The organism is Candidatus Hepatobacter penaei (genome assembly GCF_000742475.1).
In the GTDB taxonomy this organism is placed as follows: domain Bacteria; phylum Pseudomonadota; class Alphaproteobacteria; order Holosporales; family Hepatobacteraceae; genus Hepatobacter; species Hepatobacter penaei.
The window spans coordinates 72,219-94,165 of sequence record NZ_JQAJ01000003.1 but is presented as its reverse complement, the minus strand read 5'-3'; the positions used below and the strand labels follow the sequence as shown (position 1 = coordinate 94,165).

The 21,947-nt window shown below is 47.5% G+C and carries 22 protein-coding genes and 1 tRNA gene; 7 read left to right on the top strand and 16 right to left on the bottom strand.

The features are described 5' to 3' along the window. Nucleotides 1-57: 57 nt before the first annotated feature. Nucleotides 58-1,668, top strand: coding sequence for a coiled-coil domain-containing protein (locus IG82_RS0104615; protein ID WP_031934399.1), 1,611 nt, complete (start codon nt 58-60; stop codon nt 1,666-1,668). 107 nt (nt 1,669-1,775) lie between these two features. Here the strand turns inward: IG82_RS0104615 and lpxA are convergent, their stop codons facing one another. Continuing rightward, nucleotides 1,776-2,594 carry an acyl-ACP--UDP-N-acetylglucosamine O-acyltransferase gene (lpxA, locus tag IG82_RS0104610; RefSeq protein WP_216476155.1) on the bottom strand — a complete coding sequence of 273 codons (819 nt, stop codon included), beginning with the start codon at nt 2,592-2,594 and terminating at the stop codon, nt 1,776-1,778. Between the two features lie 140 nt (nt 2,595-2,734). Between lpxA and IG82_RS07340 the strand changes: the two genes are divergently transcribed. Next, a complete protein-coding gene (locus tag IG82_RS07340) occupies nt 2,735-2,866 on the top strand; it encodes a hypothetical protein (protein ID WP_281172866.1) in 132 nt (43 codons plus the stop codon). Between the two features lie 35 nt (nt 2,867-2,901). Here IG82_RS07340 and IG82_RS0104600 read toward each other — a convergent pair whose 3' ends face one another. From IG82_RS0104600 to hemB, 5 genes are read right to left on the bottom strand one after another with little or no spacing between them, the layout of a single operon-like run. Beyond that, on the bottom strand, nt 2,902-3,990 hold the full coding sequence (locus IG82_RS0104600) for an EscU/YscU/HrcU family type III secretion system export apparatus switch protein (RefSeq protein WP_031934397.1): 1,089 nt from the start codon (nt 3,988-3,990) through the stop codon (nt 2,902-2,904). Next, nucleotides 3,990-4,730 carry a flagellar biosynthetic protein FliR gene (locus IG82_RS0104595; protein WP_031934396.1) on the bottom strand — a complete coding sequence of 247 codons (741 nt, stop codon included), beginning with the start codon at nt 4,728-4,730 and terminating at the stop codon, nt 3,990-3,992. The genes IG82_RS0104600 and IG82_RS0104595 overlap by 1 nt, the downstream gene beginning before the upstream one ends. Continuing rightward, nucleotides 4,727-5,038, bottom strand: a complete 312-nt coding sequence (gene fliQ / locus IG82_RS0104590; protein ID WP_216476154.1) for a flagellar biosynthesis protein FliQ — start codon at nt 5,036-5,038, stop codon at nt 4,727-4,729. Before fliQ ends, IG82_RS0104595 begins: the two co-directional genes overlap by 4 nt. 21 nt (nt 5,039-5,059) lie before the next feature. Continuing rightward, nucleotides 5,060-5,686, bottom strand: coding sequence for a septal ring lytic transglycosylase RlpA family protein (locus IG82_RS0104585; RefSeq protein WP_245591061.1), 627 nt, complete (start codon nt 5,684-5,686; stop codon nt 5,060-5,062). A 33-nt stretch (nt 5,687-5,719) separates the two neighbouring features. Next, nucleotides 5,720-6,721: a porphobilinogen synthase gene (gene hemB, locus IG82_RS0104580; RefSeq protein ID WP_031934393.1), complete on the bottom strand. Its 1,002-nt coding sequence runs from the start codon at nt 6,719-6,721 to the stop codon at nt 5,720-5,722. A gap of 411 nt (nt 6,722-7,132) precedes the next feature. Between hemB and IG82_RS0104570 the strand changes: the two genes are divergently transcribed. Both IG82_RS0104570 and IG82_RS0104565 read left to right on the top strand, forming a co-directional pair. Continuing rightward, complete coding sequence (locus IG82_RS0104570) at nt 7,133-7,732, top strand: class I SAM-dependent methyltransferase (RefSeq protein WP_031934391.1); 600 nt, start codon at nt 7,133-7,135, stop codon at nt 7,730-7,732. A 96-nt stretch (nt 7,733-7,828) separates the two neighbouring features. Continuing rightward, nucleotides 7,829-8,638 carry a DsbA family protein gene (locus IG82_RS0104565; protein WP_172642904.1) on the top strand — a complete coding sequence of 270 codons (810 nt, stop codon included), beginning with the start codon at nt 7,829-7,831 and terminating at the stop codon, nt 8,636-8,638. Between the two features lie 16 nt (nt 8,639-8,654). Here the strand turns inward: IG82_RS0104565 and IG82_RS0104560 are convergent. The 3 genes from IG82_RS0104560 to IG82_RS0104550 form a co-directional block, all read right to left on the bottom strand. Further along, nucleotides 8,655-8,729, bottom strand: a tRNA-Gln gene (locus IG82_RS0104560). Nucleotides 8,730-8,810: 81 nt separating this feature from the next. After that, on the bottom strand, nt 8,811-9,272 hold the full coding sequence (locus IG82_RS0104555) for a Ros/MucR family transcriptional regulator (protein WP_031934389.1): 462 nt from the start codon (nt 9,270-9,272) through the stop codon (nt 8,811-8,813). A gap of 146 nt (nt 9,273-9,418) precedes the next feature. Beyond that, the gene (locus IG82_RS0104550) at nt 9,419-10,009 is read right to left on the bottom strand and encodes a hypothetical protein (RefSeq protein ID WP_156095382.1); all 591 of its coding nucleotides are present in this window, start codon (nt 10,007-10,009) and stop codon (nt 9,419-9,421) included. A gap of 440 nt (nt 10,010-10,449) precedes the next feature. Between IG82_RS0104550 and IG82_RS0104540 the strand changes: the two genes are divergently transcribed. The 3 genes from IG82_RS0104540 (at nt 10,450) to IG82_RS0104530 (ending at nt 13,816) form a co-directional block, all read left to right on the top strand. Next, on the top strand, nt 10,450-11,121 hold the full coding sequence (locus IG82_RS0104540; protein ID WP_052545719.1) for an HAD family hydrolase: 672 nt from the start codon (nt 10,450-10,452) through the stop codon (nt 11,119-11,121). Between the two features lie 103 nt (nt 11,122-11,224). After that, nucleotides 11,225-11,467 (top strand): RNA chaperone Hfq, encoded by a 243-nt coding sequence (gene hfq, locus IG82_RS0104535; RefSeq protein WP_031934385.1) that lies wholly within the window; start codon nt 11,225-11,227, stop codon nt 11,465-11,467. Nucleotides 11,468-11,743: 276 nt separating this feature from the next. After that, nucleotides 11,744-13,816 carry an Rne/Rng family ribonuclease gene (locus IG82_RS0104530; RefSeq protein WP_172642903.1) on the top strand — a complete coding sequence of 691 codons (2,073 nt, stop codon included), beginning with the start codon at nt 11,744-11,746 and terminating at the stop codon, nt 13,814-13,816. A 580-nt stretch (nt 13,817-14,396) separates the two neighbouring features. Here IG82_RS0104530 and ctrA read toward each other — a convergent pair. The 7 genes from ctrA to IG82_RS0104490 form a co-directional block, all read right to left on the bottom strand. Beyond that, the gene (ctrA, locus tag IG82_RS0104525; RefSeq protein ID WP_031934383.1) at nt 14,397-15,122 is read right to left on the bottom strand and encodes a response regulator transcription factor CtrA; all 726 of its coding nucleotides are present in this window, start codon (nt 15,120-15,122) and stop codon (nt 14,397-14,399) included. A gap of 268 nt (nt 15,123-15,390) precedes the next feature. Next, the gene (locus IG82_RS0104515; protein WP_031934382.1) at nt 15,391-16,188 is read right to left on the bottom strand and encodes a biotin--[acetyl-CoA-carboxylase] ligase; all 798 of its coding nucleotides are present in this window, start codon (nt 16,186-16,188) and stop codon (nt 15,391-15,393) included. Beyond that, nucleotides 16,181-17,542 (bottom strand): NADH-quinone oxidoreductase subunit N, encoded by a 1,362-nt coding sequence (locus tag IG82_RS0104510; protein WP_082192074.1) that lies wholly within the window; start codon nt 17,540-17,542, stop codon nt 16,181-16,183. The genes IG82_RS0104515 and IG82_RS0104510 overlap by 8 nt, the downstream gene beginning before the upstream one ends. Continuing rightward, nucleotides 17,542-19,095, bottom strand: a complete 1,554-nt coding sequence (locus IG82_RS0104505; RefSeq protein WP_052545717.1) for a complex I subunit 4 family protein — start codon at nt 19,093-19,095, stop codon at nt 17,542-17,544. Before IG82_RS0104505 ends, IG82_RS0104510 begins: the two co-directional genes overlap by 1 nt. 21 nt (nt 19,096-19,116) lie before the next feature. Then, nucleotides 19,117-21,033 carry an NADH-quinone oxidoreductase subunit L gene (gene nuoL, locus IG82_RS0104500; RefSeq protein ID WP_031934379.1) on the bottom strand — a complete coding sequence of 639 codons (1,917 nt, stop codon included), beginning with the start codon at nt 21,031-21,033 and terminating at the stop codon, nt 19,117-19,119. 6 nt (nt 21,034-21,039) lie between these two features. Then, entirely contained in the window at nt 21,040-21,333 is a 294-nt protein-coding gene (gene nuoK, locus IG82_RS0104495; RefSeq protein WP_172642902.1) for an NADH-quinone oxidoreductase subunit NuoK, read from the bottom strand. Between the two features lies 1 nt (nt 21,334). After that, on the bottom strand, nt 21,335-21,946 hold the full coding sequence (locus IG82_RS0104490; RefSeq protein ID WP_172642901.1) for an NADH-quinone oxidoreductase subunit J: 612 nt from the start codon (nt 21,944-21,946) through the stop codon (nt 21,335-21,337). Between the last annotated feature and the right edge of the window lies 1 nt (nt 21,947).

Sequence of the window (21,947 nt, the reverse complement as noted above, 5' to 3'; positions counted from 1 at the left end):
TTATTGAGATATTTTTTATCCCATTGATTTTTATATAAAAAAGACTATCATGTCTTTATGACAATTTTTGCCAAGAGGTCCATTCATGAAAACATATCTTACACTCACCACGTTGTTGTGTTCCCTTGGGTGCGGCGCCTGGCCTTTTTTGTGGGCAGCAAGCAACCTCCTTCCCCCAAGGCCACCCCGCTCACCCCCTCTAAAGAGCACTTGCTGGCGTATTATTGGGATCTAAGGCATGGCGTTATCACGCAGCAGGCTGTGAAAGACCTTTTCCCGGACCCAAGTGCAGAAGCGCTTTGGACATATCCTCATCGCGCACATGACCCTGAAGCAGCCCCTCTTGCCTTGCCGTCTCAGCATAAGATCTTGCTTGTGCCTTTTGTGAAGGGAGACCATGCGCAAGCAGCTGACGCCTTCTTGTCAGCCAACGTCTTTCCTGATATGGGGGCTTCCCTCATGCCTGAAGAACGTCTGGCGTTTTATGAGGAGCTAAGAAAACACATGGGGGAAGTTATTGAGCAGTTTCAAAGAAGCACCACAGATATTTTAAGGGTGCTGCCAGAGGGGGGAGCATTTACAGGCGCCAGGAGCCTGTGTCATCGACTCCTGTCTGTCAACATCCCCACAGGTAAGGACGAGGTGTTCCAAGAGCTTGCCTCCCTCAAAACCCACAAAGACACCGCAAAAGAGGCTGAAAAACTTCTAGAGGAAACCATGGAGATCAGAAATAAAGATCTTGCGACTCTTTCTGAGCTGGAGGATAAGCTCGGCATATTATGTAAAAGTGTATTGTCAAAAACACAAGAAAGAATAACAAAAACCTTGAATGAGAAAACAACGAATTGGGTCAAAATAATCGAAAGATGTCAAAAAAACTTTAAAAAATGGGAAAGTGAAATAGAGGAGGATGAAAAAAAACTGGCAGCAGCACAAGGGGAAGACAAGCAAACCCTAGCAAGAGCCATAGATGAAAAGCGCCAGAATGCTGAAAAAGAATCTCTGTATCAGGGTGAAGCAGAAAGCTATCTCATGGCAACCAAAGAGGCACAGTCTTTTTGGGAACAAAAAGAATTGGTCATAGATGAGATCATCAGTCACCTCGATCAAAGCCAGCTTGAGGAGGCGTTAACCCTCTATGAGAATGACTTAGCCAATCTTGGGCATGAAGGTCCTGACTGTCTCTATCTGATCACAGAAACGCAACCGTGGGAAGAACTGAAAGACACAGCGAATACCCTCAAAGAGGTGATACAGTCTGCCCAAACAAAAACAGAACAGATCAACACAGCGATGGCTATCGGGACATGTGCGTTTAAAAGGGCGAACCACAATCTGAATCACATCCTTTTCCACCATCAGCGTGTGTCTCAGATGCTTTATATGCACAGCATCGGCAAGCAGCTGGAAAAGGAAATGGAGGCCGAGCCCTATGACACCTCTGAAATATCTAATGAAAAATTCAACCTCACATGGATTCAAAGGGTCATGGACAGGGAAATCACGAGGGTGAATGGTTTTTGGCAGAGTTTTTGTGCCTTGGGTAAAGATTGGCAACCAGGTCAAGGCGTGAAGGCTGAACAAGGAGTCTTTCAGGCGACTGAGCCTCGTGACGGCACAGAGATCAAACATTGGAAAGAGTTTGAAGGGCTTGCTCAGGATCTGTAAGGACCTCTGTTCTGTAAAGGCCTCTGTTCTGTAAGAACCTACATGCTAAGGAGCGCCGCGTCTCTCAAACAAGGCGCCCTTGCCCCTTCACATCAAGGTGCGGGGCATCACACCTCTGCGGGTAAGCACAAAGATCGTTTGGTGTTTGCCTTCAAAAAGGCGTGCACCTGTTTCACCAACGGGTTAGCGGCCAATTCCTGAGGCATGTCTTCCAGGCGGCTGTCGAGGGTGCCATCCATGTTCTCAAAAAGGTGGGCATAGGCCATTCTCAGGCCCTGGATCTCTTCGGTGGCTTTGTGAAGGCGCCTCAGGCCCACAAGATTGAGGCCGCTTAAGGTGTTATGGCGTGGCCCCACCATGCCATAGGGGATCACATCCCGCGATACGCCGGTCATGCCTGCAATCATGGCCGAGGCGCCGATTCTCACAAACTGATGAATCGCAGATAAACCACCCAGCACCACATCATCACCCACGGTGACATGCCCCCCGAGTGTTGCGTTGTTAGCCATGATCACGCGATGGCCCACATGACAATCATGCGCCACATGCGTCGAGGCCATCAGCAGGCAATCGTCACCCACCGATGTGCGCATGCCACCCCCTTGGGTGCCCGGCTGGATGGTCACATACTCACGCATGATGGTGCGCGCACCAATATGCACCTCCGAAGGCTCACCTTGATATTTTTTGTCTTGCGGGGCATGTCCGAGGGACGCAAAAGGAAACACCTCACACGCCTCCCCCAACGTGGTGTGCCCATGAATAATCACGTGGGAATGTAGCACAACCCCGTCGCCCAGGCGCACATGCGGACCCACCACGCTGTAAGGGCCTATGCGCACACCGTCCCCAAGCACGGCCCCTGGGGCCACAATCGCCGTTGGATGAATCAACACTTCTTTTGACATCGCACAATCATTCATAGCCTGCGGTGTTTCCTCACCCCATCACGGGAAAAAACGAGATTTCTTGCACATAATATCAAATACATTCTCAACCGTCTTGAAAAACGAAAAAAAATATTCTATGGTGCCTCCAAATTATCGTGAAAGGATATTTTATTATGCGTTTATTGGCTCTCTTGTTTCTTGGTTTGGCCACGGTGAATATGGCTTCTCCTCTTTTGGCTGACGAAGGTTGTGCTGACAAAGAAAAGACAGAAGAAGCAGCTGAGTCTGACGACAGCGCTAGCTAATGGCGGTGATTGTTTTGTGTTGACCTAAGGAGAGACTAACCCTTTTTCCTTAGGTTTTCTTTGAGGGTCATCACATAGTGAATGACCTCGGCCACGGCCCGATAATGACGGGGGCTGATGGCTTGCCCGATGGCCGTTTCTTTAAACAAACTGCGGGCCAGGCTTTGGTTTTCCACCACAGGGATGCTGTGTTTTTCAGCCAGGTTACGTATATAAAGCGCCACTTGGTCAGCCCCTTTCGCAATCACTTCAGGCGCCATCATCTGATGCGGCACCCATTTAAGCGCGACAGCATAGTGTGTGGGGTTCATCACCACAACTGTTGCGTCAGGCACCGCCACGCGGGCGTGTCGCATAGCCAGCATCTCTTTACGCACCTGTCGCTGTTTTGAGGCCACCAAAGTGCTTTTCTCAGCCTCTTTTTGCTCGTCTTGAATGTCTTTTTTAGACATAAATAGTTGGCGAATCCATCGAAACCATTGATAGCCATAATCCGAAAGCGCCAGCAGCAACAAAACGCCTAGGGCCAAAAACACAAAGTGTTCTACCATCTTCATGATTTCATCCAAAATGCCCCGCACACATATGCCGCTTAACCCCCCCACTTTTTGCATAAGCGCCCGGTTGCTGAGAAAAATGATCAAAAAAAGGACGCTGATCTTGAGCAGGTTTTTCAAAAAATCAACCACATTGTTTTGAGAAAAAAGACGCTTGATTCCCTTGAGGGGCGACACTTTCTCCCAGCTGATGTGCAAAAATTTTGGATTTATCCGCCAGCGGCTTTGAAAGAACACAACCAAAGCAATGACCGCCACAAGCCCCAACGCATACCCCAAAAAATACATCCATACGGTATGGAAAAGATGAGACAAGGCTTGCCTCAAGGCATAGCCATCGGCAGGGTGAGTTCCTGCGTGCACAATCCATCCCTTAAGAGCGCAAAAAAGGCCATAACACACGGTGCGGCCCTGCCAATAAAAAAACAACAGCGAAGCGCCCAGCAGCGCCACGTGGTACAACTCTTTAGATTGGGGAACATTGCCTTGCTCGCGCGCTTTCTCAAGCCGTCTTTGTGTGGGATATTCACTCTGCCCGTGAGCATCTTTGTCTTGCGGGTCAGCCATCAGGCAAAAAATCCTTCTGCAAACCGGGACACAATCTCAGAAAAAACCACCGCAAAACGCGAAATACAAATCATGAGCATGGTCAATACAATAAACAACGAAATAGGGTGGCCAATAAAAATGACGGGCAGCATGGGCACAATGCGGTTCAAAAGGCCCAGCAAGATATGATAAAACACGCCAAAAATAAGAAAAGGGGCTGCCAGCGAAATGGCCGCCTCAAACCCCTGGGCCAGATAATGCACAACAGAAGAGGACACATCACCATAGACAAACTCGCTGCCGATGGGAAAAATATCATAACTATTCATCACGCCCCGGATCAACACGATATGAAGCTCTGTGGCAAAAAAGAGAGTGATAAAATACAACGTGCAGAAGGATGAAAAGAGATCTTCTGTTTCTTGTGTCAAGGCGCTTCCCATGGCGTTGCCAAAAGAGCTCTGATGGCTTAACACCCCCCCCACCATGCTGACCCCTTCAAACAAGATGCGGATAACTGTGGCCAGGAAAAAGCCAAAAAAACTCTCTTTCACGCAGGTTAACAACGAAAAGGACGGTGATAGACCCACCATGGGCGCGGCAGCATAGCTGACACTCAGCGCCATTAACAACCGGATGCGGCCCGGCACAAACACGCTGACAAGCCCCGGCATGAAAAGAAAGAAAAAGAAAAGACGGCTGAAAACAAGAAAATAGGATTCCGTGTAAGGAATAAGGGTGGATAGCGAAAAATTCACGGGGTGTCAGCGGCGATGGTGGCAATGCGGTCAAACAACATTTCAGAAAAAGAGTGGAAAATGTCGCCATAAAGGGGAAGCAAGAAAAAAAGCGCAATAAAGATACCTAAAATTTTGGGAATAAACGTCAGCGTAATTTCCTGAACCTGGGTGAGCGCTTGAAAAAGCGACACGCTCACACCCACAATCAACGCCACCAACAGCAATGGCGAAGCCACCTGAATGGTCACCCAAAGAGACGACCGGGCAATATCAATGACGTCAAGACCTGTCATCTGCCTATCTCGCGCGCATGTTGGCCTCAGCATCCGCAGAAAGGGTTAATAAATCTAAAAAGAAAGCAGGTCTGAAATATGGCGTGGCTTGTGGGATGTTTTGCGCAAAAGCGAGCGTCGCGGCTTGCGTCGGCGCGCCGGTTTACGGGCCGGATAACCCTTACACCGCTGATGACGAGGGCGCCCACATCTCTTGGATTTTCGCTTTCTCACGCCGCCCGGTCGATTTTCAGGCAATGCCATACTTTCAGCCACCAAGGTTTCCAAGCGTACACGTGCTAATCCTTGATGGTAAAAACCAAGCTCTTTGGCGGCTGCAGAACTGACATCAAGGATACGCTTGCGAATAAACGGGCCACGATCATTGATCCTTAAGACAACCTGACGACCATTTTCCAGGTTGGTCACACGCGCCACACACGGCAAGGGCAATGTTTTGTGGGCCGCAGTCATTTGATAGCGGCAAAAACGCTCACCCGTGGCGGTGGGCAACCCGTGGGCACCATGGCCGCGACCATAATAAGAGGCCATGCCTGTTTCTGTCAGCTCATAATGCTTTTGGGGATAATACCAGCGCCCCTTAATCTTATAGGGCCGACTGGTGGCTTTGGACGGGCTGGGCGTGCGGCGCGGCGATGCACAGCTGGCCAACATAAGGCACATAAGAAGAACGCTGCCCACAAGGCCTCTTGCTCGCCCTTTTGTCTCCACCATTTACCCAGCGGCCATCATCTGCATAAAACGGGCGGCATCTGAGGCGCCATAAGTCACGATGCCAGAAGCCCCTGCGCGCCTTAACACAGACAAAATCTCCCACAACCCTTGTTCATAATCAATAAAGCCTTTTTCAGCTGCTGTGCGCAACATGACATACTCACCTGACACATGATACGCAAATAAGGGCACCGCTGTCGACTTTTTCAGGTGCGCCAAAATATCTAAAGATAACAGGCCAGGCTTTATCATTAAAAAGTCAGCCCCTTCTTGAATGTCTAAAGCCGCTTCTCTTATGGCTTCATGCACATTACGCACATCCATTTGATAAGATGCTTTTGAAAAATCTTTCGAGGATGGCCCCTTCATCACCTGGCGAAACGGACCATAAAAATGAGACGCATATTTCACGGCATAACTTAATATCTTTGTGCCCTCATAGCCCTGACGGTCAAGCGCCTGACGGATGATCCCCACGCGCCCATCCATCATATCTGAGGGCGCCACAACATCCGCCCCTGCCTGAGCATAAAGACAGGATAATGCGGCCAGCATGTGGGCTGTTTTGTCATTGGCCACATCTCCTTGCTCCACCACGCCGTCGTGACCATGATCTGTGAATGGATCGAGCGCCACATCCAAAATCAAGGTGATCTCAGGAAACCGTTTTTTTAAGGAAGCCATGGCCTTTAAAAAAAAGTTGTCTTGACGAAAGGCCTCACTGCCTGAAGCATCCTTTTTGTCCACAGCCACCACAGGGAACAACGCCAGTTTTGAAAGGCCATAGGCAAGCATGTGCGTCTCAACAAACGTGGACATCTCTTCACAGGTGACGGTATAAAACCCTGGCGGCATCCCGTCATGGCAAGGCGTCTCACACACGAACAAGGGTTGCACAAGATTCTCAAGGGTGACATGGCTTTCAGCCACCAAATCGCGGCACCACGCCTCTTTGCGCAGGCGCCTTAGCCGGGTCAAGGGAAATGTGCCAACCATATCCATAGGTTACTGTTTACCGTGAGGAGATAAAGGGTTTGTTAATCCAAAAAAGCCATAGTTAATGTATAAGATGTAAGAAACGATGATGTTATGAAGCCCATTATTTCTTTTTTTTCTGGTGCATTTCTGTTTGCGTGTCTCCTACAGCCTACCGTTTGCACGGCTCGCTCGATGTCAACAATGAAAGCGTGTGAAAAAGACTGCGAGAGGCAACACGCCAATAATGGGGATAAAAAGCGTCTTTGTAAAGAAGCTTGCCATTCATCCAGCAAGCAGCACGGACTTTTAAGAAAAGGCAATCAAGACAGCTTGCGAGACCCCCAAAGAAAAGGATTGGCCACAAATTGATCGCTTGTAAGACACACACGAACCTGTTAAGGTTCTGTGAAATTTACTAGAAAGAGTTGATGTGTGATGAGGCGTATCTCGTCTGTGTGGGGTGAGAAACAACTTTTTTTTGCAAGATGGATCAAAAACCCTCTCACCCTTGGTGCCATTTTGCCCAGCTCGAAAAATCTTTCTCGTTTTGTGGCTTCGAGCGTCCTTGAAGAGAATCGTGCGCTCATTCGTCAAAAAAAATATGTGCTTGAAATTGGGGCGGGCACAGGTTCGTTTACATCGGCCCTTTTGGAGGCCGGCATTCCCTGTGATCAAATTATTTCTGTCGAGCTGGATCCTAAACTTTTTTCCTATCTTCAAAAACGTTTTCCACAGGTCAAGACCATGTGCGCAGATGCCAGCAAGATGCATAAAATTCTGCCGGATGCATTGCGTCATAACATTGCCACTGTTGTCTCAGGGATTCCTATGATGAGTCTGCCTGCACAGGCGCGCGAGGCCATTATTGCATCCTCCTTCTCTCTTTTGGGAGACACCGGGCTTTTTTATCAGTTTACCTACAGCCCCTTCTCTTCCATTCCTGCTGAAACCTTTAAATTGGTAAAGCGACGCATCGGCACAGTGTTTTTCAATGTGCCCCCTGCCACGGTCTGGTCATACAGGCGCTCTGCCTAACCTTAAGGTTGATGATCACATTTTTCACGGCCACGTTAAGCAACCTTTTACGGGCTTGAGACCAAAATGATCAAAATAAGACAAACAAACCTTGGTATGGCGTGGATCGTTTTGGTATGGCTGTCCTTTGTGTCATGCGTCGCGCACGCAGACCCGCTTTCTCCTGCGCAACAGAAAGAAATAAAGCACATTGTCCAAAAAGAGGTGGCCCGCATTTTACCCATCTTGATTAAAAAACATGCAGAGGTCTTTTACAAAAGTTGCCTCAAACAATGTGAAAGCAGCATGAAGCGGCTTATAGAAGAACGATGGGCCCAAGAAATAGAAAAGATCAAAAAAGAGGTCACTGCCTCAACGGTGGAATCTTTTTCAAAGAAAGGCCTGGCCCCACCTTTTGTGGGCAAAGAAAAGGCTCCCCTCACCATTCTTATTTTCACCGACCCCTACTGCCATTTTTGCCACCAAAGCCTTGACCTATATACGCAATACGTCAAAACGCACCCCACGTTTAAACTGGTAATTCATGATTTTCCCTTAGGGGGACGTGATTCTTACACAGCGGTCAGAGCGCTTTGGGTGGCCCACAAATACAAAAAACATGGCCCCTTGCGCAAAGCTCTTTATGCCAAGAGCCAAAAAAACCACAAGGTGCTGACCCCAAAGCAAATCACCGCCCTCGCGCGTCACCTCAAGATCCCCACGCGCACCTTTGAAAAAGAGATGATGGCCACAGATATTCGTGACGCCATTCGACACACGCTGCGCCTGGCCGATGAATTTAACATCCGAGCAACACCTAGCTTTGTGTTGATTCAAGGCTCCCACCAGCCACACGTGGAAGAAGGTATGCTCTCTCCCCAAGAACTTATTGACGCAGCGAAGCAGGCTAAGGCGAACCCCAAATAAAAAACAGCTCATCTTATGGCTGGGGTGCCAGGATTCGAACCTGGGAATGGCGGTACCAAAAACCGCTGCCTTACCGCTTGGCTACACCCCAAAGTCTGGGTTCACAACAAGCATAACGCAAAAAAAAGAAGAGACACAACCCCTAGTTGTCGCCAAAAAGCAAAGAGAAATCTTAGAGACAAGAGACAGAGCGTTGTTCGGATGTCGGCGATTGACCTAACCCATTCATTTTGGCAAGGGAGCTACGCTTTTTTGCGTAGTTCGGCGCCACCATAGGATAGTCCTCCGGCAACCCCCAGCGCATACGATACTGCTCTGGTGTCAGATTATACACAGCACGCAAGTGACGTTTCAGCATTTTCAGTGGCTTACCGTCCTCTAAGCATATGATATAATCATCTGTCACAGAGTCTGCCACAGGCACCGCCGGATCAAGGCCCGAGCCCATGGCGGTTGTGCGACAATCTTCTAGACACACAAGCGTTAAATAGACCTCACGAATAAGTTCAGGAATTTCAGACACATTCACCCTGTTGTTCGACACATAAGCCGCCACAACATCACTTAACACATTCAAAAGAGAGGATCCTGCCCCTTCAATGTTTTTTTTAGATAAAAAATGATCTAAATGCATTTTCAAACCCCTGAATAACCATAAAGCACACTAAAACCCTGTATAAAAATCTTTTTGGGCACCTTATCTTTCTTTAACTAACTTTTCAAGATATAAAATCAGTTATTTTTAAGGTGATAAGACATTTTTGGACATTATCGTGAACGTTATTTTTTATCTTTAAAGGACATTATTTTTTCTAAAAAGGTAATAATAGCTTTTTCAGATAAAAATGAAGGTAAAACCCCTAAAACAGAAAGCACGTCTTTGTCACACGCCCCAACAAAAACATATTCTTTGCCCAACAGTCCTTTTGCCCATGTTCTAAGGTCTTCTTGGTTAATTTTTTGCTCTTCTCGATGCTCTCCTGACTGCCAATAGGCATAAAACGCTTGGCCAAAAGGGGTGACACACACCGTCTTTTCAGGCGCGGCTTGAACCCCACGGCACACAAGGTCAAAAAACGAAGGTTCTGTAACACAAAGCGTGGGATGCACTGTTTTCAGCCCTTCCACACATGCGTAAGCAAGCCGGTAAACGCTCAACTGATGCCGGGGCGCCACCCACGCCATATGAGAAAAATCTTGAAGGCACAAACCCTGCTCTTGCCAAAAACGCTGAATGGAAAGGGCCAAAAGACGGCTTAAGGTAACCGACCCTTCCACGCGCACATGCTTGGTCACCAACTGTTTCGTGGCTTGATCGAGAGCGCCCAAAGAAATCAGATTTTTTGTGACACTGAGAAAAAATGAATGCATGCCCAACCCTAGCCTACAGAAAAAGATATACCCCACAACGGCTCTGGCATGATCATGAAAGAACACAGTGCAGGAAAACAGAGGGCAGCACCCATGATCTGTTACCTCATCCGCACACTGTTCATTTTTGACTGGAACAACACACCGATGAGCACTTAATATGCTCTTTCGTCCCTTCTTCAACCCACCATGCTAACACGTTTGGCGAGCTCACCATAACATGAAAGGCCTTGAGGGACAATCAGAGACAAACGCTCTCTGCCTTACTGAAAAAATGCACGCCATCAGATGTTCTTATGGCAGAGCGTTCCGACTTGTCCTTTGCCATGATCTTACCGGATCAGCGCTTGAAAAAAATGCTTTGGGGCGTATCGATCGATCGAAAAAAAAGATACAGTGGCAGACGAAACGATTCTTTCCGCTTTTCGTAAAGATGGGCTGTGTCTGACGCTTTTTTGCCCCACACATTTCCGCCACCACCGCAGGCTGTGATCTTTGACTGGGATAACACACTGGCTGACTCTTATTCTCTTCTTTTACAGGCATTTAACAAAACACTTGTTCATTTTGGGCATGAAGCCATCACGCGGCACGAGCTTCTGGCAGCTCAAGGCCAATCTGTAAGCGTTATCTTTCCCAAGCTGTTTGGCACGCAAAGTGCCCAAGCACAGCGCATTTTTGAAAAACACCTCACACAACTCCACCATCCCCAACCTTTTGCAGGCGCTGAAGCCCTCTTAACGATGCTCAAAAAAAACAACATCTATACAGCCGTTGTCAGCAACAAAAAGGGAGATTTATTGCGCAAAGAAGTAGCGGCCTTTCGATGGTCCTCTTTGTTCGAAAGCGTTGTCGGCTCACAAGATACGCCTGAAGACAAGCCCTCTCCGGTTCCCCTATTCAAAGCTCTTGAAAACAGCATCCATGATCCGGGGCATCACGTTTGGTTTGTGGGAGATTCAGAAGTAGATATGTTATGCGCGCACCGTGCGAGGTGTATGCCTGTTTCTGTTCACCGGCCTCTTTCTTTATCATCTGAAATCTTTAATGCCAAGGATTGCTTTTTTCTGACAAAAATAATAGAATATCTTTTAGATAATCAAAAAAAATAACTTTTTTTTGCAATTAAAGAAATATTCATATAATTTTCTTCACAGATGTTGCAAAAAATAGCTTTATTTTTATAATAAAAAAAATAATTAAAAGAGATAAAAAATGACAGATAAAAAGTCCTTACAAGATCATTTTCTTAATGTGCTCAGAAAAGAAAAGGCTCAAACAGCTTTATTTCTTATTAACGGCGTCAAGTTACAAGGTATTATTACCGGCTTTGACTCTTTTTCGCTAACGCTCAAAAATCAGGCCTCTGTTCAGCTGATCTATAAGAGTGCTATTTCCACCATTTCTCCCCTTGAGCCCATCCAATTATACACGCCAAATGAGCCTGAGCAGAATTGATTTCTCCTTTGAAAAGGGGCTCTCTTTTCGAGAGAACGTTTTTTTCTCTTGTGCCGCGGGATATCAGCCACTATAATTCCCACGTAGTTCGATCTCGGCTATCGGGGTCTTTCTCTTTGATTTTTTTACATTCTTTCCAGGGCCCTCTTGCACAGGTAAACAGCACGTAGACATCGCAGATAGGTCTTGTGAATCTTTTTGGGATTTCAATTTGGTATGACAAAAACAACATTAAAAAGGATCTTAATCGATGCCTCCCATGATGAAGCATGCAGGGTGGCTGTGGTTTCCGGTGATGCGCTCGAAGAATTTGACTATGAATCTTCCGCCAAACGCTCGGCTAAGGGGGATGTGTGCCTTGCCCGCGTTTCACGGGTTGAGCCTTCCTTACAAGCAGCGTTCGTAGATTTTGGTTCGGGAAAAGATGGCTTTTTGGCCTTTAACGAAATTCACCCCGATTACTTCCGTATTCCTGTAGAAGACCAAAAGGCCCTTGTGGCCTCGTTGGCTCCCGCCCAGAAAAAAGAGGACAGTGAGAAACGTTCTTCATCACGGGAATCATCTAAAAAATATAAAATACAAGAGGTGATTCAGAAAAGACAGCTCTTGCTCGTTCAGGTGGTGAAAGACGAACGTGGCAATAAAGGTGCTGCGTTGACGACCTATCTTTCTTTCCCGGGCCGCTATTGTGTGCTCATGCCCAACACAGCCAAAGGTGGCGGCATTTCTAAAAAAATTACGGATAGCAGCGTAAGAAAACGCCTACGCGGCATTATGGACGAACTGGAGGTACAGGAAGGTACAGGATTGATCTTGCGCACGGCAGGCATCGACAGAAAAAAAATTGAAATCAAACGTGACTATGACTATCTCAAAAAGATGTGGGAAGACATCAAAAGTCAGACCGTTGAATCTACGGCTCCTGCCCTTATTTATCAAGAAGGCGATCTGATTCAGAAAACCCTGCGTGACACCTATTCACGCGACATTGACGAGGTGCTGGTGGAGGGTGAAAATGGCTATCGACACGCCAAAAAGATCATGGGAAAATTGACGCCCAGCCATGTGAAAAAAATTCGTCTCCACAAAGAAAGTGCTCCCTTATTTCAATATTATGGGGTTGAAGAGCATATTGCCGATATTCACACACCCACCTTCCAATTGCCTTCAGGAGGATACCTTGTTTTTGGCACCACAGAGGCGCTCACCTCAATTGATGTGAACTCTGGCAAATCTACCGGCGAACGTCACATTGAGGAAACAGCACTCAAGACCAACCTTGAAGCCGCGCAAGAAATTGCCAGGCAGATTCGCCTGCGAGACATTGGTGGGCTGGTGGTTATTGACTTTATTGATATGGACCAAGGTAAACACAAAGCACAGGTGGAACAATGCCTCGAAAATGCGTTAAAGCTGGACCGTGCACGCACAGAAGTGGGCACCATCAGTCCCTTTGGCCTATTAGAGATGTCACGTCAACGTCTGAAACCCAGCTTGACAGAAAGCATCAACCAGATGTGCACCGTGTGCCAGGGCACGGGCTCTGTCCCTTCTACCGAATCTCTGGCACTGCGCATCCTGCGTGAGCTTGAGCAGGTGATCGACCAAACACAGGGTGACGCGTATGTTTTTGTGGCGGCTTCTGTGGCTTTCTACCTCTTTAATAAAAAAAGAGATCGCATTGAAGCTTTAGAAAAAAATACCGGCCATCGCATCTTCTTTGAAGAGGATATCATGCTGGCGCCTTCATCTTTCCGCATTGAACCTCAAAATCCCACTAAGAAAGCAGCATCGAAAAGAGCAGCATCTGGGAAAAAAGCAGGCACCCCTTCTCAGCAAACAAAAGCTTCCCCGTCTTCACAGAAAAAGAAGGGGCAACCGGCGGCCGTAGGCAAGGACAAGAAAAACGAGCTGAACACCGAATCTGATGCGCATGACAATACGCCCCAAAAAAAGAGCGGTCTGCGTCAAGAAACTGAGCACAACGCGTCAGAATCTGACAATCCTCGTGCAAAAAGGGGTTCATATCGCCGTAAACAACCCAAAAAAGATGCCCCTGAAGACATCACCCCTCAAGATGGGAAAGAAGAAGAAAACACGATGCACAAAACCACGCGTGACACGCGTCTTAAAGTGGTATCCTCCTCTCAACGTTTTCGCGTTAAATCAAGACCCAAAGGCCGCGCCACCTTAAAGGTCAAAACACCCTCTTCAAGCCACGAGGAAGAGCTCAGTGCGTCAGACGATACGACGATGCAAAAAGCCCAAATCGCTCCCCCTCACAAGGAGAGCACGCCAGAGGCTGGTGGGGAAAAAGCTGCATGGTGGAAGCGACTCTTGGATCGATAGAGCTTGGGCATAAACGAGGGGGCGCAGGTACATCGGCACGATGGTCGAACGCGATGTTGACCACACGATGTTGTGTCTTGTGCGCCATAGCCTGTTAAAAAAACCACAACAAAAGGTCTTGCACCGCTTGGCAAGAACCCATTTGATCTAGCAATAATGCCAAAGGGCTCAAGTCCCGTCCTGAGATCCCTCAAAAAAACATGCCAATGAAGGGAGCATAAATGAAGAAGCCATCAGCTATGCCTGGGAACCTTGAGAGGCAGATTGACCAAGAGAAAGGCCACCAGAAAAACTTACGTGAAGGATGTGGGTGGCTGATCATAGACCTGTGAGACCTTGAAAGAACGTACAGAGCTGGTCTACGTAGCTCACCGCAAACACGTCAATGAAAGCGCGTGAAACGATCGCATGCTTTATGGAAGCTCAACCCGGGTTGCTCTCCCTCAGGCCCCCTGCAAAAGACACAGGCACATGATCCTCGCGGCCCTGACTGCTCAGGCAAAAACATGATGTAGTCCAATAGCTAAGATCATGGAGATTATATCCATCACCACGAGTCAAACAGCTTTATGTTCTTGCCTTAAGATACCTCTGGCAACGTTACCGCAGGGCGTGAGGCGTCCTCATCATTCATAAGCCTCAGCACGTATCCTCGTCCCCACACGGTTTCTATGTACGTGTCGTCACTGCCCAAGGCTTGGGTCAGTTTTTTTCTCAACTTGCACACAAAGACGTCAATAATTTTGAGTTCAGGCTCATCCATACCGCCATAAAGGTGATTCAAAAACACTTCTTTGCTTAAGGTGGACCCTTTTCGCATCACCAACAATTCTAAAATCGAATATTCTTTACACGTCAAGCTCAACGGCTTGCCATCCACTTCTGCCTGGCGTGATTGCAAATCGACACTCAGACGGCCCACAGAGACTTTAGATTCGGCATGCCCTTTAGAGCGACGCGTCACAGCCCGCACACGGGCCAAAAGTTCTTCTTTATTGAAGGGTTTTGTTAAGTAATCGTCAGCACCAATGCCAAGGCCTTTGATAATATCTTCACTTTTTTGAAGGCCTGAAAGAATAAGCACAGGCGTGGTTACGCGGCAGGAACGAAGACGTTGCAAAACATCATAACCATCCATGTCAGGCAGCATGAGGTCTAAAATAATGATGTCATAGTCATAGATTTTGGCAATATCAAAGCCGTCTTCACCAATGCTTGTGGAATCCACAACGCACCCTTCTGCCCTGAGCATCGCCTCTAAAGCTTGCACCACCCCTGAATCATCTTCAACAATTAAAACGCGCATCCATGCCTCTCCTCATCTTTTTTTATATTAGCTTTGAACCCACCACCTATTGACACGTTATGTCTTCAAATCGATACATCCTTGTTCACGTTCTTTCTGATGCTGCTTGCGCCTCATAAGATTGGCACGCAGCGCAGCTGCCCGCCTGCAAAAACGATCTGACGTTACAGAAGAAATAAGATGTTGATTTTCAGTTTTTTTCTCATCACCCATATCTGATCAACTCCCTCTTTCTTTCATGCTATAAAAAAACTTATAATTCATTAACTCAATTTCCAGCATCGATTTTATCAGGCACCCGCATCACGTGACCCGTAGGAATCGTCACTTTTTCACCAGAATATTTTTTTAACAATAAGGCCCCCTCTGCTGTGATGCCTTCGGCCACACCTTGATAAACAAGGCCGTCACCGACGTCGATGGATAGGGTCTCACCCATGCCCCAGGCACGCCCCATCCACATAGCCCGCACCGTCTCAAAGCCTTGGTCTTCCACAGATTTCAGCAATGGCTGTAATTCGGTACAAAAAAAAGAAAGAATCGCCTCTCCATCCACAAGAAGCCCCAGGTCTTTCAAACAAGACACAGGATAATCCATTCCGTGAGGCGCCTTACACAGGTTCACCCCCACACTTAATACCACCCACGATGGCTTGTCTTCAGACGCCAGACTTGGCCCCACATCCACCACACATCCCCCCACCTTAAATCCATCGATCAAGATGTCATTAGGCCACTTATACTGCAACAAGCTTGGATTGCCCAAAAAAGGCAAAATTGCGTGCCCCGCGGCCACAGAAGCCACAAAACTGAGACAAGACATCTGGGAAAGAGATAATCTAGGACGCAACACGCAGGAAAGGTGAAGATTACCAGCATAAGATGACCAAGGATTGCCGCGGCGTCCTCGCCCCGCCGTTTGCTCTTTGGCCAACACAAGCGTGCCTGAAGGCGCGCCCTCTTGAGCCAGACGGCTGGCTTCATCAATCGTGCTTGGCAAGCACGCATGCGCATGCAACACATAACCCGCAGGAAGGCTTACCCCTGCCTCAAAAGAATCATCCATGCCCTACTTTTTTCATGGTTTTTGGTTCATCAAAAAACATGAATTTGATTACCCGAAGATAGTAGTAGCACCCTATCAGAGAACTCAGGGCCAAAGCAACCACAAGAACCCACAACCTGCTTTCCACCAGCACCAGCACAACAGAAAATTTACCAAAAAACAGCGGGAAAGGGGGAAGCCCGGCTAAAAATAAAAACAGCGCAGCCAGCACCATGGCTAACGCAGGAGAGGACTGCCGAAAGCCTCTCAAGTCATTGAGGGTCACGCACGATTGAGGAAAATAACCTTCCCTGAGCAAAAGGCACGCAAAAAGCGGAACCGTGGTCAGCGCATAAAGAGATACATATAAAAAAACCACATGCACACCCAGCTGACCCCCCACGACAAAGGCACTGGCAATATACCCCATGTGTGCGATCGTGCTGTAGGCCAGCATGCGCTTGATGCTTGTTTGCCGCAATGCGCCCAAACTCCCCCATAACATGGATAAAAGGGCCATCACCGTCAATGCCGGCTTCATCAACCCTTGTATAGGCCCAAAAACCTCACAAAGCAGGCGCGCTGTCATCCCCAACGCCACAATCTTCACAGCTGTTGACAAAAAAAGCGTCATGCCTGTTTCAGCACCCTCATAAACATCAGGCGTCCAAAAATGAAACGGCACTAAAGACAGCTTGAATCCTAGTGATGCAAACATAAAGACCAGACCCAAGCACAGGTAGGGTGCCTCAAAAGGGAGCACATGCCAAAACAAAGCCTGCCCCTCAAGCCATTGACTGAGAATCACAAACTGTGTTGTACCGCTGGCGCCATAAATGAAGCTAACTCCCATCAAAAAGAGGCAGGAAGAAAAGCCGCCTAAAATAAAATATTTAAGACTGCTTTCAAGCGTCAGCGCATGACGCTTTTTTGAAATAATCAACAAATAAAGGGGAAGCACATGAAGCTCGAGTGCTACAAAAAGCGTGATAAAATCGTAGGATGAAAAAACAAACAATCCACCCAAACACGAAAAATGAAAGAGCAACAACTTTTCGAAAGAAAATAGCCCCCGTAACTCTTTCAGAAATAACGCCAACAAGAAAATAGACGCCACCACGCACACAAGGAGACTTTTGAATAAAAATCCCATGCTGTCAGCAATCAGGGTGTTAAAAAAGAAAAGGCCTTCCGTGTGTGTGGCCACAAGCACACCCAAAACACACAGAAACGTCAAAAAACTATACCGTATATAACCCGGCTTCACTGTCATGTCTTTGGGCGATAACACCAAGTGCCAAAAACAAAGGATAAACGTACTTTCACACAGCACAAGTTCCGGCAAAATGGGCAGCAAGTCGCGGAATGAACACATTACTGTTTATCTCCCTTCAGCATGAGACGCTTGAGAAAAAAAGAAGGCTTATGGGAAGGCATACGCAATTTGGCAAGACTGGCCGGCGCCTTGGATGTGTTAAGAAGAATGTGAACAGAAGGTGATGTAACCTTGATCAACGCATAGGGAAAAATGCCTAACGCAAGAACGCATAGAATCATGGGCAAAATAGCCCCCACTTCTCTGGTGGTCAGATCTGCCTGCACCACCTCTTGAGAGGCTTCTCCCAGAAAAATGTTTTTATAGAGCACCAGAAAATACATAGCCGAAAACACGACACCCGTAACAGCCATACCACCAAGCCAAGGGGAGATACGCACACTTTCCAAGAAGACAAGCAATTCGCCCACAAACCCTATGGTGCCAGGCAATCCAACAGCCCCCAGCACCGCAATCATAAACATCGTTGAAAATACAGGCATAGAACGGGCGAGTCCACCAAAGGCCTGCATGTCATAGGTGTGGAAACGGTCCTTCAAAAACCCCACAAGGATGAAGAGCGCTGCGCTCAAAATCGCATGGCTGACCATCTGAAAGACCGCTCCTTGAACACCTGCAAACCCTAAAGAAAAGATGCCCAACGTCACAATGCCCATATGCGCCACAGAGGAATAGGCCACCAATCTCTTGGCATCCGACTGGGCAAACGCCACAAACGAAGCATAGACCACAGCCAGCGCACTTAAGAAAAAGACAAGAGGTTGAAACAGCAGGCTCGCTTCTGGAAAAAAGGAAATTACAAAACGTAACAGACCATAACCGCCCAACGTGGACAAAATGCCTGCCAAAATCACGCTGCCACCCAACGGAGCTTCCACATAGGTATCAGGCAACCATGTATGAACAGGCAGCATGGGCACTTTGATGGCAAAAGCCAAAAAGAATCCCCAGAACAGCCAGATTTGCTCTTTCAACGTGAAAGGATAGGCGACAATGCTTTGCACCGAAAAACTCCCGATCGTTTGATAGATGTATACAAGGGCTACAAAAAGCGCGAGAGAGCCAAAGAAAGTGTAGAGAAAAAAGACAAAGGTGGCATAAAGACGCTTTTCCCCTCCCCAAAACCCAATGACAAAAAACATGGGAATCAAGAGCGCTTCAAAAAAAATAAAGAACAAAAAAACATCTTGGGCCACAAAAGCCCCCACCATCAAGCTCTCCATCAGGAGAAAAGAAATCATATAAGCCTTAAGGCTCTGCTGTGTCCCGCGACAACTCACAAAAATAGTGACCATCACCAGAAAAGCTGTTAACAGCACAAACACAAGAGAAATGCCATCGATGCCCAGATGGTAACGAATGCCAAAAAAGGTGCTGGCACTTTTTTCCACCATCTGCACACCTGGACGCCACCCTTCAAAATTTATCGCCAGGTAAAGGGTGAGCAAAAACTCTGACACACTGGTCCACAACGCCACATGACGCACATTGCGTCCGTGCTTGGCGACACCACCACCCGCGATGGTTAGGATCACCCCAGCTCCCACCAGGGGAATCAGAAGGAGAAAAGAGAGGTAAGAGTCAAACGTCAAAGCTCAGTCATCCTTTTCATATCAGAGATAGTAGTGCAGCAACCAAAATAACAGGCAGATAAGCCCCAGCAACATACCCAACACATAGCTTTGTATATACCCCGTGTGATAAGAGGCAAGACGCCCCCCACACCAATCCACAAAACGTGCCAGGTTTTGAATACACATCACGCTCAGCACATTTACATCTAATATACGCCAAAAAAATTGCGAAATTCGAAAGGAAGGCCTCACCAACAAAAGATCATACATATCGTCAAAATACCACTTGCGCATCCACAGCTGATAAATCCAGGCAAAGTAACGGCACAATATATCTGTCATGTAAGGATAGAATCGATACGCACATAACGCCAATCCCACACCCAACAAACTGGCGATGGTGGGCAAAGCTTCAACACTCAAGGCCAGATGCTTTAAATGCTGGGTTTCTAAGATCGCATAATGCCACATTGTATGCTCACCCACAAAAGCTTCAAAACCAACCTTGCCTGCAAAAAGGGCACCTATGGATAACACAACCAAAGGCGCACGCATGATCCAAGGCGACTCATGCACACGGGCAATCACCATCGAAGAAGCACGGAGCCTCCCATGAAACACTTTAAGCAACAGGCGCCAGCTATAAAAAGCCGTCAAAAACGCCACAAACACGCCCACACTCCACGCAAAATCACTGTAAGGCATCGATGATCCCCACAAAAAAGAGAGAATGGCATCTTTGGAATAAAAGCCTGCCAAAAAAGGAATCCCTGCTAACGCAAGACTGCCAATCCACATAAACCCATAGGTCCAAGGTACAAGGCGCCAGACCCCGCCCATCTCACGCATATCTTGTACACCTGAAAAAATGTGAATCACAGACCCCGCCCCCAGAAAAAGAAGCGCCTTAAAAAAGGCATGGGTGGTGAGATGGAACATTGCCGCACCATAGGCACCACAACTCACAGCCATAAACATATACCCAAGCTGGCTACACGTGGAATAGGCAATCGATTTTTTAATATCTTGCTGCACACAAGCAATGGTGGCTGCCACCAACGCTGTCAACGCACCCACAATCATGATGAAGGTTTGCACGTGAGGCGCATATTCAAGAACACACCCAAGACGCGTCATCAAAAATACGCCTGCTGTCACCATGGTGGCCGCATGAATAAGCGCTGAAACAGGCGTTGGACCTTCCATGGCATCAGGCAACCATACATGAAGCCCCAGCTGCGCGGATTTACCCATGGCCCCAATAAAAAATAACAGGGAGACAACACTCATCAAAGGCATCGCGCCTATCCATGGTATGTTCACGATATCGGCAGCATGGCCAGAGACGTGAGAAAAAATGTCAGAAAAATTAAGAGAGCCAAATGCCGAGAACACAAAGCACATGCCCAGAATATAGCCGGCATCCCCCACACGATTGACAAGAAAAGACTTGATGGCCGCCACATTGGCTGACTCTTTTTTATAGTAAAAGCCCACCAAAAGATAAGAGGCAAGCCCCACGCCTTCCCATCCAATAAAAAGCTGCACAAGGTTAGAAGACATCACCAAAAGCAGCATGCAAAACGTGAAAAAGCTTAAATAGGACATAAATCTTGGCACGCCTTCTTGACCGTGCATATAGCCCACAGAATAGACATGCACCAAAAAAGACACACAGGTCACCACACCCGTCATCAACCCACTTAAAGGGTCAAGATAAAGCGCCCACGACACATCCAAAGAGCCAAGGTGCAAAAAAGGCGCAAGATAGAGGGAAGAAAGTTGACCTAAAATACAGGCGTCATAAAAGACATGAGCCCCTGCGTATAAGGAGAGAAACATGGGCACAATGGTCAGCACGTTCGCCCACCTGTCTGACAGCTGCTGAGAGAAGCTAAAGACAATAAGAAAGCCCACCAAGGGAGCGAATAAAGCAATCTGACCGTCAGAAAACATAAGATATTATCCCTTGAGTTTGGGGTTTGTAAGAGACAAGCCTGCTTTTTCACGAAAGAAGATCAAGAAAATTGCAAGACCAATGGCCGTTTCTGCCGCAGCGACAGAAAAGATAAACACAACAAACACCTGGCCCACCACATCGTGCAAGCTGTGTGAGAAGGCAATAAAGTTAACATTGACCGCCAGCAACATCACTTCGATGGATAGCAAGCACAAAAGTAAGTTGCGCCTGTGCCAAAACAACCCAAAACTCCCCAGAAAAAAAAGCCAGCCTGAAAGCAAGAGATAGTGCAACATCTTATTGATCCCCCTCCTTCAACCCTTTATTGGCTTCCACAAAAAGATAGCTGACAGTTGTGCGCTCTTTTTGAATAATTTGTTTAAAGGGTTGTTGCCGTTTTGTTTCGCTCCGATGCTTGAGCGTTAGGGAAATGCCACCCACAATGGCGACAAACAAAAGCAACCCCACTAACTGAAAAGGAATGATATAAAGTGTATAAAGAGCTTGTCCAATCAGCGGTAATGGATCTGCAATCTGGGGTGACGTGATGGGGGCCAGCGCACTGTCCATATGATAGGTGACGATAATACACAACGCGAGGGAAGCGCAGAGCACCATACCCAAAATGAGCGACCCCATCACCTGGCCCCAAGAACGCTTATGCACAGATTCAAGGCGACTGCCAAACATCATCACCGCAAAGAGAAAAAAGACCGTCACAGCGCCAACATACACAATCATGATCACCATGCCTAAAAAAGGTGCCTGGGCAAAGATAAAGAGGCCGCCCACAGAAAAAAACAACACAATCAGGGATAAGACATTGTGCAGCGTGAGACGCGCAAAAATGGCAGCAAAACTGAATAAAAAAGCCGCTGCTAAAAAGAAAAAAAGGATGCCTTGTGTCATC